Source organism: Paraburkholderia panacisoli (assembly GCF_008369935.1).
GTDB classification, from domain to species: domain Bacteria; phylum Pseudomonadota; class Gammaproteobacteria; order Burkholderiales; family Burkholderiaceae; genus Paraburkholderia; species Paraburkholderia panacisoli.
On sequence record NZ_VTUZ01000069.1, the window covers coordinates 23,844 to 37,404 of the forward strand.

7 protein-coding genes and 1 pseudogene are annotated in these 13,561 nt (G+C 60.6%); 3 read left to right on the top strand and 5 right to left on the bottom strand.

Annotated features, from left to right (window positions below):
• Positions 1–68: 68 nt before the first annotated feature.
• A complete protein-coding gene (locus FVF58_RS46915; RefSeq protein ID WP_149676355.1) occupies positions 69–812 on the bottom strand; it encodes a glutathione S-transferase family protein in 744 nt (247 codons plus the stop codon).
• Positions 813–1,136: 324 nt separating this feature from the next.
• Positions 1,137–2,249: a threonine ammonia-lyase gene (locus FVF58_RS46920; protein WP_149676356.1), complete on the bottom strand. Its 1,113-nt coding sequence runs from the start codon at positions 2,247–2,249 to the stop codon at positions 1,137–1,139.
• Between the two features lie 374 nt (positions 2,250–2,623).
• On the opposite strand from FVF58_RS46920, the gene FVF58_RS46925 reads away from it, so the two are divergent.
• Positions 2,624–4,456: a beta strand repeat-containing protein gene (locus FVF58_RS46925; protein WP_188131179.1), complete on the top strand. Its 1,833-nt coding sequence runs from the start codon at positions 2,624–2,626 to the stop codon at positions 4,454–4,456.
• A gap of 530 nt (positions 4,457–4,986) precedes the next feature.
• On the opposite strand, the gene FVF58_RS46930 is transcribed toward FVF58_RS46925, so the two are convergent.
• The 3 genes from FVF58_RS46930 to FVF58_RS52090 form a co-directional block, all read right to left on the bottom strand.
• Positions 4,987–5,592: a hypothetical protein gene (locus tag FVF58_RS46930; RefSeq protein WP_149676357.1), complete on the bottom strand. Its 606-nt coding sequence runs from the start codon at positions 5,590–5,592 to the stop codon at positions 4,987–4,989.
• 789 nt (positions 5,593–6,381) lie between these two features.
• Positions 6,382–8,760 carry a two-partner secretion domain-containing protein gene (locus tag FVF58_RS46935; RefSeq protein ID WP_149676358.1) on the bottom strand — a complete coding sequence of 793 codons (2,379 nt, stop codon included), beginning with the start codon at positions 8,758–8,760 and terminating at the stop codon, positions 6,382–6,384.
• Positions 8,761–9,020: 260 nt separating this feature from the next.
• Positions 9,021–9,167, bottom strand: coding sequence for a hypothetical protein (locus FVF58_RS52090; RefSeq protein ID WP_188131180.1), 147 nt, complete (start codon positions 9,165–9,167; stop codon positions 9,021–9,023).
• Between FVF58_RS52090 and FVF58_RS53815 the strand changes: the two are divergent.
• Both FVF58_RS53815 and FVF58_RS46945 read left to right on the top strand, forming a co-directional pair.
• Positions 9,144–9,349 (top strand): annotated as a pseudogene (locus FVF58_RS53815) (IS110 family transposase); the annotation flags it as partial. The gene FVF58_RS52090 and the pseudogene FVF58_RS53815 sit on opposite strands and share 24 nt — an antisense overlap.
• A gap of 422 nt (positions 9,350–9,771) precedes the next feature.
• Positions 9,772–12,978: an AAA family ATPase gene (locus FVF58_RS46945; RefSeq protein ID WP_188131181.1), complete on the top strand. Its 3,207-nt coding sequence runs from the start codon at positions 9,772–9,774 to the stop codon at positions 12,976–12,978.
• The last annotated feature ends 583 nt before the right edge of the window (positions 12,979–13,561 follow it).

Genomic DNA, 13,561 nt, shown 5'->3' on the forward strand with positions numbered 1-13,561 from the left:
TGCTGCAGCCGCGGACACCGGCAAGTCGCCGGCCATGGCTGAACGTGGCGAAAGTTGGCCCTGACGGCCTAGGTGGGATGCGCCCAGTAACGCTGCCAGATGCGGTCGTGGTAGGCGACGAGGTGCGGTTGTGACGCAATGTAATTCCGTATTGGGCCGTCAAACGGGTGAACGAAACCCGCGTGTATCCAGGCAAACGCGGTGGCGTCGACTGTGCTTGGCCGGTCGCCCAGTAGATATGTCTGCTCGCCCAGCAAGTCCGCCACCGCCGCCCACGCCGCCATGCCCATGCGAACGATTTCCTCCTGACTGTGGCGCCCGATACCTTGCTCCCAGGCTTGCCGCATAATTTTGCGCCGCACGAACGGCAGCACGAGCGGCGCGAACAGTGGAACGATGGGCCTGGCAAAGGATGGCGCACTGTGCGCCGCGTAATCGACTAGCATTGGACGGTAAATGTCCATGTTGCGGTCGATGCCCCAGCGCAGGTAGAGGCCCACGAAGTAAATGTGCGTCTCGAACAATGCCTTGATCGCCACGGACTGTGCGCGCTGCAGGGGCCTCAGGTGATTGTCGTTCAGGGCTTCCGGATAGCGGTCCTGCAGATGTTCGATGATGAGCGACGAGTCGGCGATCAGTTTTCCATCGATCAACGCGACTGGCAACTTGTGCTTCGGCATCTTTGCCACGTTGCCGATGCGCGTCTCGTATGGCAGGTTCGACATGCGCAACCACGTTTCGAGCTTGACGACGAACGGGCTGATATCGGGCGAGTCCGCGCTGCCTCCATAGCCGAATTTGTATACGATCATCTGTCGCTCCTCTCAACTTCGAACGACGCTAGACGGCCCCGGGCCGATTCTCAAGTCGCAATTGCGGGGTCGAACGGAAGCCATCGAAAAGAACTGAATGGTGGCTTCGGTCGACGATGGGATGACCTTGGTCGGAGCTTGGCAGTCAGCCATCTGGGCAAGAGCCGACGACATTCCTTAGATCGGCGCGCGACGAACGAGCGCTCATGCCCGATTGCGCCAGTTCGACGTTCCACGAAGCAGACGGCTGACCGGCTCATTGTGACCGATCGCCTATATGCTAACCAAGCCGGTTGCTATGTCCGGCGGTACGGCCCCCTGGCGTCACTCATAATTGCGAAGCCGTGAGGGAGGGAGATACTCCGATCGCACACCATTCAACACCGAAGCCAACACATGCATATCAATCCCGCCTCCAGTCAGTACCGCCGCAATGCGCTTACCAGCAAAGTATGGATGGCGAGCTGCGGCAAGCGCGACGGCGCCTGCGCCCTCGACGACGAGGTGATTGCTCTTCGCCAGGCAGCGGATGGCTTCAGCCGTCTCCTCAAGTGCTGATACGACAACGCCGTCCACAAACGCATTGAGGTATGGCCAATTTGCATCGAGCACAGTCGGAACACCGATGCCCGATACCATGGGAGTTGAGTCGACCGGTACTTCGACTATAGCGCCAGCCGTAAGAGAAGAATAAAGTGGGCATGCCGCCTCAGTTTCGCACGCATAGAGTTGCGCATGCGAGCCCCAATTGATGCACGCGAGCGCGATCCCTGTGATCAACCCGCCGCCTCCGAAAGGTACGAGTATCACATCGACGTCTGGCAGGTCTTCCAATATTTCCTGGCCAATAGTCGCGTCACCAACGACGACATCGCGGCACGCACACGGGTGCAAAAACGTACCCGTTTCACCAGCAGGTATTTCGCCGCGAAGTATTGCCCACCAGCTTTCGTAATCGACTTCATGCACGCGGGCTCCCAGCGCGCGAAGTGCCTCGATCTTGCTTCGTCCTGCTGTATTGGTTACGTAGACCCTGACCTCCGCGCCTCGGACCCTCGCTGCCTCTGTCACACCAAGGGCGAAGTTCCCCGTGCTCGCGGTGAAAACACCGTTAGACAATTGAGCCGGTGTGAGTTTGGACACCGCATTGAACGCACAGCGTATCTTGAACGCCCCGTGCGGCTGAAGGTTCTCGGGTTTGAGGAAGATGCTCCGATCTCTGGCGTCTGCGCACCTTAACAAAGGGGGGCGTACGACGGTTCCCCGCATCGACTCGGATGCCCTTTCAATGTCGCTTCTGGAGACGTCTCCGAGATAGGCCGACCCGCTACCGCCATCAAGGGGCTTGCGCGAATGATGCAGGATGTCCGAAAAACCCGAGATGTCCTCGCTTTTTCGGACCAAAGGTTTATGTTGATCGATTTCTGAAAGCACCATCTCTCATCCTCCACACAGAGCGAACGCATGACCCTTTCATGCAGCCCGGCTGCACATCAGCATGGTTCGATAGGGAAATGGAACGGCGTTGGCGACCTTCGCGTGGATAGAAAGTGCGAGCCGTGAGACCGATATGACAGTAGTTGAGGTTCGAATGAAGTAGGCGAATAACTGCTCGAGCGCCAAACTCTCGTCTGGCATTTTTACCAATGCGACCTCGAGTCCATCCAGCGCAAACAGCCGCGCGACCGCCGAGGCGCGCGCCTACTGCGACCTTCGGTATGAGAACCAGTATAGGATGCGCCACCGAGCAACAAAGACTCATTTTGCGGAACTGCAGGCCACAACCAAATGTGACGATGGCCGTTCCGCACTTGAAACCTGACGTTGAGACCGCAGGGCAGCAGGTGGTGTTGTACGAATCGTCGAGCAGCAGGCAGGTATTCGTGCAGATAAGCAGTCACGGCACCGTGGTCGATCGTGGTGTCACGCAGGCCGCGCAGATCAATCTCGAAGCGGCCGACGGCAATATCTATGCGCTCGCCGGTAGTGGCTCGCGGATCCGCGCGACGGGCACGGCGATGCGCGACGGCCACATCTGGCTGGTTGCTGGTAATGGCAACGTGACGCAACAAGGCACGCTTGCGGCAACGAATGCCAATGGTAGCGGCGGCACCGTCGATACCATCGCCGGCATACTCACGTTGAGGAATAGCGCAGCGGTGCAAGCGGGGCTCTGGAATGTGTCGACGCCCAATTTCAGTGTCGATAGTGCTGTCGCCGACGCATTCGTGCGCAGCCTGAACGCCGGGACGTCGGTCGATGCAACCGCAACCGGCACGAATGGCGCACGTGGCGATATGACCGTTGCGTCCAGTCTTGCCTGGCAAGGCCCGGCGTCGTTATCGCTCGTGGCTCTTCGCAATGTGACGATATCACCGGCGACCACCCTGAAAAACACAGGGAGCGGCAACCTGGGCTTGAGGGCGGACGCAGCGAATATCGACAATAGTGGCAGCATCACCAACCACGGCACGCTCGACTGGTCGAAGAGCACCGGTGCGCTGAGCGCTTTCTACGACATGAACGGCACATACGTTGCCGGTACCCAGCTGAGCAACCCGGCATGGGTGCCCCCCGCATTCAGCGGCCTCGTTACTCAGATCACCGCGTACAGGCTTGTCAACTCCCTGACCGACCTGACGAAGGTTGGCAACGATCTCAACGGTAACTACGCGCTCGGCAGGAACATCGATGCGAGCGCGACGAGCAAGAGCCCCTTCGTTCCAATCGGCAATAGCAACACACCGTTCACGGGGCAGTTCGACGGCAAAGGCAATACGATCACCTCGCTCACGCTGGGCGGGATATTGCGCACCGAGACCGAACTGCCACTAATTGGCATGTTCGGTGTGATCGGTACCCAGGGCGTCGTACGTAACCTCGACATTTCGGGGACGGCGGCCTCGGCTAACGTGAGCGGGATTGTAGGGGCCTCGAGCTTCTATATGGGCATACTCGCCGGCCTGAACAACGGTACTGTCCTGCGCGTGAGCACGGCCGGCACGGTGGTGGCGACCACAAACGACGGGAACCTTCTCGACTTTTCGACAACCGGTGGGCTCGTGGGCGTCAACGCCGGCTCGATCCTGCGTTCTTCGAGCAGCGCCGCCGTGACCTCGAGGGATGTGGGCGGTGGTCTGGCGGGCCTGAATAGCGGCCTGATCAGCCAGTCGTTCGCCACGGGTCCTGTCGTAGTATCGGGTTATGTCGCTACGGGCGGTGGCGGCCTCGTCGGCTCTAACAGTGGCACGATCAGCCAGTCTTATGCAACCGGCTCTACCATGTTTACGTTGTGCCGTCCCACCAATACGCATTGCGGCGGGGCCGCCCTCGTCGTCGATAACTCAGGAACAATCACCCAGTCATTCGCAACCGGTCCGGTGATCCAGCCGGCGTATGGACCGTTCGGCATCGCGCGGTCCAACGAAGGCACGATTACGAACGATGTGTACTGGAACACCAACACCACTGGCGCCACAATCGGCGTCAAATACGGTACGCCGATTCCCACGGCGAACGGGCTGACCACCGCTCAGATGAGCACGCCGACATCGTTCGTGGGGTATGACTTCAGCCCGACGGGGGTGTGGGCAATGCCAGTCGGCGCGACGCATCCGGTGCTGCGCTGGCAACTGGCGCAATGACACACGCGGGGTAAGTCAGTAGGGCTGTTAGCGAGCTTTCGACGCGGGATGATCTTGCCCACGAATCTGCGTCAAGGCACGCGTCCGCAAAGGCCGCGAACACGCCAACGATTTCGCCTCACGAATGTCCGCTGCTCTCGGAGACGAGCCGCGCAGGTCGCAACCGGGCGACTGGCTGAATCGGGTCGGCAGCAGCTGCTCGGACGACGGCCATGTTGGTCGCCCGAGAATGTTTGCTAACTTCCGTAGTCGGCCAGCCAGGGACATTCAACCTGACCTTCACGCGGACGTTCGAACATCCGCTGCGCCCCCAACAACGGTCTTACGCTTGCGATCATGTGATCGACGCTCCGCCTCCTTGGGCAGCCATGATCATGTACCGGCGCCCTCCGTATCGCGACAGGTCGGAGAAGTGACCCAATCGTCACGCAGAAGGCGCGGGAATCAAAGGACCGAAATCCTGCGCCCAAGGTCGGGCTCAGCGCCGCTCATGGCAAGCGCCTTAGCGAACGTGAGTCCATCCGGGATCGCTAACGGAAGCCATAGACCAGGACCTTTTTCCCCTCAAAACTTTCTTGCACACCTTGCTCGCAACCCGATGGGCACGTTACTTTGCCGTCCCCGCTCGCGCCTGACACGGTGACCGCCCTGTAGACAACGGATTCGACGAGCGTCCCGTCGGCAGCGACGACGATGTTCAGATCAGTTTCGACGCCGGCCGGCACGGCTCCGCCGGCGGTATAGACGATTTTCATGGTGCCGGTGCAATCGGAGTTCACCGTGTAGGTGCCCATCTGGTTCGGATTGAATGTCGTCTGCCCCCCTTTCGGCAACCCGCCAATCATGCCGAAGTCGGTGCGTTGAAAAGTGCCCCTACCGTCGAACGTCACCAGGGCGACGTCATCGAGGATCGACGGGGCGGCGTACGGATGCAACGTACCATCGGCGCCTTTCAATCCAAGAATCTCTCCGTGACCGATAAACTCAAACGGTGCCTTTAGCGTTGCGTTCGAGCAAAGGCCGCCGTGGTCGCCGTGGTCGCCGCGGTCGCCGCGGTCGCCGGCCTGCGCGGCGCCACTGAGCGAGAGAAGTGCAACGGCGGTTGCTGACAAAATGCACAAATGCTTGATCTTCATGGTCATCTCCTTGTCACCGAACCAGGCACGTAACATCACAGCGCGCAGGGGCCTACTACCTGGCGAGATAGGCGCCCAATCCAAACAAATGGAATAAAACGCGGCCGCAGTGCTACCCGGCTGCCGCAGTTTGCGGAGCAAGGGATGAGAGAACGAGAGGCCGTCGGTGCGACGGGCCTATTCCCGAGTGTGAGGCGAGAAAGCCCATGCGTGGGCCAATGGAGTGAATGGCGACACGCTTCACCAAGCAGTCATTTTTCGCCCGGTGTCGGCAGACACGTGCAGATGGGGGCACGACAGTCCGCGCAATTGTGACTTCGTGAGTCAGCCACGCTTTAAAGTCGCATAGCAAAAAGTAGCGTAATCCACGCTATTCGCCGATACCAGATGAATATCGGACAAAAGGCAGGCGCATTCAGAATCGCGGTACGAATGATGGACTATCGCGCGATAGCGAACGACTGCGAAGGCCTCCGCGGTCGGCCAGCATGTAGGCAACGATGACCGTTGCACTTTGGAGAGCCCCCGTTGGCGCGGCCTCCGGATGGCCGCCAGCTCAGCTGGCCGCCGGCATCAGCAGCGCGTTGGCGTTGCCCTCATCGGCAGTCACGTGATTAGCTATCCATACAATCTGCGGCGCAACACGGAACAAGCCGCTCCCGCATGCGTCGCCCAGACGCCGTTCGCAATGAAATCGTACGCAGGGCCGAAGCTTGACGGTACGCTTATCTGCGCGGTCGTCAGCGCCTGCGCAGCCGGAACCATGCGTTCTAACTTGTCGTGCAGCGCCTACTGCGCCAGCTGCCACCGAAGGATCGGATGCGTCGCACTGGCAGGCATCGCCCATGTTCCCGTTGGACTAAAGTCCCATGACGCATCGAAGCTTTTCACGTTACCCATCTGGGCGGTCGTGAGGCCATTGGACGACGGCAGTTGACCACCGGCCCCCGAGCTTTGCGTTCGTGTCGTCGTCTCCTTGTCCCAGTAGACGTTCGTTGCGATTGTGCCCCCGTTGGAGGACGCGATCCCACCGAAATAGGTTGAATCCGGCGGCCCACAACAGTAGCTTTGAACCTGGCCCGACGCGAACGATTGTTCGACCACGCCCGAATTGCCTAGAACCAATCCGCCAGCCTGGGCAGACCCGTACGTTATGCCCGTCGCGTACGATTGCGATACGGTGCCACGGTTGTCGCCGACCAGGCCGCCCGAGAAGCCGTGGGTCGTGGCGGTCACGCTCCCGGTCGCGTACGACTGTTTGATCGTTCCATAGTTGGCGCCTACGAGCCCGCCGATCTCGCCGGAGGACTCAACCGATGCGCTGCTCCAGGAACGTTCGATCAGCCCGTCGTTGCGCCCCACCAGGCCTCCGACCAGAGGGCCCTCGTAGGGTCCCACGCTCGTCATCCCGGTCGTATAAGCGTGGGTGACTAACCCTTGATTCTGCCCGGCGAGAATGCCGAAGCCCAGGTCTCGATACTCCCCGCCCAGGTCGCTGTTCGTCATGCCGATATTGCGTACGACGCCCGTGGGGCCGATCACGCCGAACAGCCCAACTGCTGGGTCCTGTTCACGGTGAAACGCGTCAATCACATGTCCCATGCCGTCGAACTGACCGGAGAACGGCGTGGCCGTGTCGCCAATCGAAACGAACGCGACGGAGGAATTCGTCGCACTCGCATCGATATTCTTGCCAAGTGCATAGTTGCCCGTCAGATCGAGCGACACACTCTGCAGATCGGCCAACGAATTGACCAGCTTGTAGCCGGTCACTTGCGCCACGAGACCGCTATAAGGCGCGGCTGCCCACGCGCTATTCGCGAGGATCGACCCGTGGCTGTAGCTGCCATTCATGTCATAGAACGACCTCACAAAACCCGTACTGTCCGACCAGTCGATCGTGCCCTGGTTTGCCACGCTGCCATTGTTGTTGATGCTCGCCGCGTCCGCCCGCAAGCTCACGTTGCCGCTGCCGGTGTTCCTGAGTGTTGTCGCTGCTGCAATCGTTACATTGCGAAAAGCCACCAGCGATAACGACGCAGGACCTTTCCAGTCAAGACTGGAAGCAACGGTCATATCGCCGGTCGCCCCATTCGTTCCGGTCGCGGTTGCATCGACGGACGTGCCAGCGTTCAGGCTGCGCACGAACGCGCCAGCCGTGGCGCTATCGACGGTGAAGTCTGGCGTCGACACATTCCAGAGCCCCGCTTGCACCGCTGCGCTATTCCTCAAACTGAGTGTGTTGGCGATGGTATCGACGGTGCCGCCGCTACCATCGGCATTCGTTGCCGCAAGCATGCCTTGTTGCGTCACGTTGCCATTGCCGGCCACCAGCCAGACGTGGCCGTCGCGCATGGCCGTCCCCGTCGCGCGGATCCGCGAGCCACTGCCGGCAAGGGCATAGATATTGCCGTCCGCTGCTTCGAGATTGATCTGCGCGGCTTGCGTGTCACCGCGATCGACCACCGTGCCTCTACTGCTTACCTGCACGAAAACCTGCCTGCTGCTCGACGATTCGTACAACACGACCTGCTGCCCCGCGATGTATTCGGCCGTGCCGTTTGGTGCGCTGACCGAGCCTGCATTCACGACGACGTCATGTGAGAAAAGGAAGACATCGCCGCCGCTCGAACTGATCTTGCCGAGATTCACGACCTTCCCATTCGAGAATCCCGCGAGCGTCAGCGTCCCGCCATTCATGAAGGCGGTATCCGGCAGATCGAGCGTCGAAGCCACGAATCGTCCGCCTGTGCTGATGACGCCGCTGCGGCCCACGAGGACACCCTGGGGGTTGATCAGATACACACCGCCCGTTGCGTTCAGGTTGCCGAGAATCGTCGAGACGGTGCCGCCCGTCACGCGATTGAGCGTTGCGCCCGAGCCGATTTCAAATATGACGGTATTACCCTTGCCGATCGAGAAGCTGGTCCAGTCGATCACGCCGCGAGTCGTGCCGGGCTGCGTCACGGTGAGCGCATCGCCCTGGCCAGCGATGGTTCCTGCGCCGGCAACGTAGTGACCGCCTTGCGGGAGGACGCCACCGGCAATCGCCGTATGCGCCAACGACAATCCAGCGAGAGAGATAGCGATGAGGGGCGCGATGCCACGCGGCGAGTGTCGGCTTCGTAGTGCGCGTAGTTGCGGACGACGTGAGGACCAAGGTGACATATATCCTCCTTTCGCGGAGGCTGAATGGATGCCAACAGCCCCGCAATCCGACCGGAGTCACGTGAAGCGTGGCTAACCTACAGTCAGAGTACTAGTTACCTTGCCTGCTTCACACGAATAAATGTCACAGCGCCGCCCGGGCGGGCCTTGCTTTGCTGCTTGCTATCCAGCATCACAGATTTTGCAGTGTCCGGTCGGAAATATCCGTGCCGACGAGGCGGCGGGCATGCCGGCATCTGCGCGGGCGGGGCGACCTGCTGTCAGCCGTGAGCCGCCATTTCGAGTTTCAGACCTTGGAGGGCTGCGAAACTCGTTAAGCAGCCGTTGATGTCGCGCAAGTCCGCACGGCTGATGCGGATCGGATTCTGTCTGTCACCATCAGGTACCTGCGTACGTTGCTGATACATGGGGCGCGCTCTGTTCTGTGTCACACCAAGGTACCAACCGCATGGCAAAAGGCAATACAGGTGCGACGTCCAGCAAATGTAGTAACAGTGGCCTTGCGAACAAAATGGCGAGAGTCGCCTGGGCGATCCTCGCTCACCGGACTTCGTACGAAGCGCATCATGTGAGCAACAGACCTGCATAGCAGGATGAGCACTTTGAAGCGTTGAGGAACTGGTAGGTTGCTTGGGTTGATTTCAATGTGATGGCGCGACAGGTCGGACCGCAGGAACGCAAACCTGAACACAGTCTTGTGCTTCAAGCACGTGGCCGAGATGAGGACGTTCCTGGCGAATTCCATCAGGGCCCGCAGCTTCGGCTTGCAAAAGGCCGCATGTAAGACCGCAGCCGATACCTCGTTCACGTATCACACAAGATCAACTTGGCAAACCGGGCGGTGTCCATATAAGGCCGTGTGAAAACGCAAGCTGCAGCAAGTCGATTTCGGGGCAACACTGCAGGATGTGCGCCATCCGCCGGTTCGCAGACGTCCTATTATTCTCCATGGGTGGATGGCACGGACCAAGCGTAGGCATGGAGGCGTCGGATGCCACGACGATAGGCCGAATGAAGCCCGAAACTTCTCCGAAACATGCATTGGCCACGACTATCGGCAGCGCTGCCGCTGGCGTGGTGCGCTACCCCGGATTTGAGGTCGATGTCGATCGCGGCGAGTTGCGTGTCGAGGGGCAAGCGGTTGTGCTCAGACCCAGGACTTTTGCGCTGCTGGCGTATCTGGCGCAACACCCGGGCCGGCTGCTTGCAAGAGACGAACTCCTCCAGGCGGTGTGGCGTGACGCCATTGTGACCGACGACTCGTTGGTCCAGTGCCTTGGCGAACTGCGCTCGGCCTTGGGCGAGCATCGACAGCGTGTGATCCGGACCGTCCCCCGCAGGGGTTACATGCTTGAGCTTCAGCCCATTGCACCTGCCATGTCTTGCGAAGCCGATCCAACGGATTCGATCTCGCTTGCCTCGTTGATCGAAAGCCGCGCCGTACCGCAACCTTGCACGAATCGCGATATGCGCTGCATGAAGTGCGGGTTCGAGAATGCCGTTGCAGCCAGCTTTTGCGAGCAGTGCGGCGCCAACCTGGCACGCATCTGCCCAAAATGTGGCCACGAACTGAGCCCGAGCGCGCAGTTCTGCCGTGCGTGTGGCACGCCTGTGGGTCCCTCGCCGCCCCCCATTCACTACACGCCACCCCACCTGGCCGAACGAATTCTGGCCGAGCATGCTGCGCTGGAAGCGCGGGGGGAGACTGCTGGTGAACGTAAGAGCGTCACCGTGCTGTTCGCTGACCTGGCCGACTCGACGGAGTTGATTCGCGACATGGATCCGGAAGACGCCGACCGGCTGATTGGACCGGTCGTCGAACTGATGATGGGGGCTGTGCACCACTATGAAGGCTACGTTGCAAAGTCCCTGGGCGACGGTATCCTGGCGCTTTTTGGTGCGCCCATTGCCCATGAGGACCACACGCAGCGCGCGCTGTACGCGGCGTTGCGTATGCAGGACGAGATGCGTCGCCACAGTAACAGGATCCGTCTGCAGTCCGGCATCCCGCTCCAGATCCGGGTAGGTATCAATACCGGTGAGGTGGTGGTGCGCTCGATTCGAAAGGATGATCTGCACACGGAATACGAGCCGGTGGGGTACACGATCCATGTCGCGTTTCGGATGCAGACGATCGCCGCGCCTTCCTCCATCCTCGTGAGCGAGTCCTCCTACAAGCTCGCGAAGGGGTATTTCGAGTTCAAGGCTCTCGAAAACACCCACGTCAAGGGCATCCCGGACCCGCTCGCCGTTTATGAGGTGCTTGGTCCGGGTGCGCTGCGCACGCGGCTCCAGGTGGCGGCGCGGCTTGGCCTCGCCCAGTTCGTGGGCCGGCAGACCGAACTCGGGCAATTGCATCATGCGCTGGAACAGGCCGCGGCGGGGCGCGGACAGATCGTCGCGCTGGTGGGCGAGGCCGGGGTCGGAAAGTCGCGGCTGCTCCACGAGTTCAAGGAACGCTCGCATCGCGGCTGCCTGGTGCTAGAGACTTTTGCGGTTCCGCACGGCAAAGCCTTTCCCTATTTGCCGCTGATCGAGCTCTTGAGGAACTACTTCCAGATCACTGCTCCGGACGACGACCGCCGATGCCGGGAGAAAGTCGCGGACAAGGTGCTGACATTGGACCGCAGCCTGGAAGACCTCTTGCCTTACCTGCTGTATCTGCTGGGCATCAGCGAGCCCGGTTCGGCACTTGCGGAGATGGACTCTCAGATCCGGCGCGGCCGCACGTTCGGTGCAATCACACGCCTGCTGGTGCGCGAAAGCCTCAATCAGCCGATCGAGCTCCTGGTCGAGGACCTGCAATGGCTGGACGGCGAGACCCAGGCGTTCCTCGCCTTTCTCGCCGACCGCGTGGCGAGCACCCGGATGCTCCTGCTTATGAACTACCGACCCGAGTATGAGCACGGCTGGGGTCAAAAAAGCTACTGTACCCAGCTGCGGCTCGATGCCCTGGACCAGGTCGAAGCCCCACGACTGCTCATGTCCCTGCTGGGGGACGATCTCAGTCTGTCGCCACTCAAGCAGCTCATCCTGGAGAAAACTGAGGGCAATCCCTTCTTCATGGAGGAGATCGTCCAGACCCTGGCCGAGGAGAAGTTGTTGCTCGGCCCCCGCGGACGTTATCGCATCGAGACGACGCCGACGACGCTGCATATGCCGACCACCGTGCAGGGTGTGCTCGCGGCCCGCATGGATCGGCTCCCCACCGCGGAAAAGGCGTTGCTGCAGACCCTCGCAGTGGTCGGCAAGGAGTCTCCCTGGAGGCTGATCCACGCGGTTGTCGGGCAGTCTGAGGACGAATTGCGCCGCCTTTTGTGCCACCTGCAGGCCGCAGAATTCATTTACGAGCGGTCGACATTCCGGGGGGAGGAATATAGTTTCAAGCACGCCCTCACCCAGGAGGTCGCGGGCAACTCCCTCCTCGCAGAACAGCGCAGCCTGCTGCATGAACGCACGGCGCAGGCCGTCGAGGCACTTTTTCACAGTCGACTCAAGGACTACTGCAGCGAGTTGGCACACCACTACAGCCTTAGTGGAAATACCCCAAAAGCCGTGCACTGCCTGACTTTTACGGCCGAACTCCACCAGTTTCGGCGTGAGGCGCAACTGACTCAGGAATGCGCCGAAGCCGCGATCACGCTCTCGACCGAGCAGGGCTTTCCGTTCTGGCTGGCGTGGGCGACCATCCTTCGGGGCTGGGCGCTGGCCGAGCAGGGACGCATCGAGGAGGGCATTGCGCAGATGAGCCACGGCCTTGCCGCCTATCGGGCTACAGGGGCTGAGCTGGGACGCCCGTACTTTCTGGGCCTCATGGCCTCAGCCTATGCGAACGCCGGGCAAGCGCAGGCCGGGCTGAGCGTGCTGCTCGAGGCGATGGCCATGGTCGACAAGACGGGGGAACGTTATTACGAAGCGGAGTTGCATCGGCTCAAGGGAGAGTTGCTAGTGCTTCAGGAAGGGAACATTAAGACTGGTGGCTCCGCCAGCGCAAAGGAAGCAGAAGCGTGTTTTCACAAGGCCATCGCAGTTGCGCATCACCAGGACGCCAAGTCGCTCGAACTGAGGGCACTACTGAGCCTGGCTCGGCTATGGCAACGACAGGGCAAGACAGCCGCAGCCAGGCATAGGCTGGTGCAGCTCCAGGCCGCCTTTACTGAAGGCTTTGAGAGCGTCGACCTGCGGCAGACGAAGGTGCTGCTGGATGAGTTGCTTTAACGTGTCGTCCGCACATCTAGCCGCTGCACCTCTGGTCGCGTTGAAACCTAAATCAACGAGGGCAAGAGGTCGTCACGAGGCGCAACGTAAACGGTCCGCCACGGAGACCAGCCGGCGCAATATGAGCGGCAACGACGGAAATGCGCCAGGGGACCGGGTTCGGGCCAGTTGCTGTCATTCACCGCTACTCCCAAAGTGGCATTCGAGCGACCGCTTCGCCTCTGAAACCTGTCGAATATGCTACTTGCGGAGGTCAGCATGACCTGACCAATCATTGGCGAACCATTGGCGTCTTCGAGAAGTATGAAACGTTTGACGCTCGCACGCCTTCCCCCAAACGAATTTCTCGGTCTCGCGGCACGTATGCGGAGCAGCCGAACACCGTTAGGTGATTCCATGACCGCACGACGGGAAACTTGACGACATGAATTATTGACGCCAAATGACGAAGACCGGGGCACCCGCGCGAGACATCCGTTCCGCAATCGGCTGACAAATACGACCCCGCGACCTATCCTTTATCCATTCGGCTCCGGGATCGTCGTCATGAAGATCATGCGTCGCCTGACTGGCGTGGTCACGC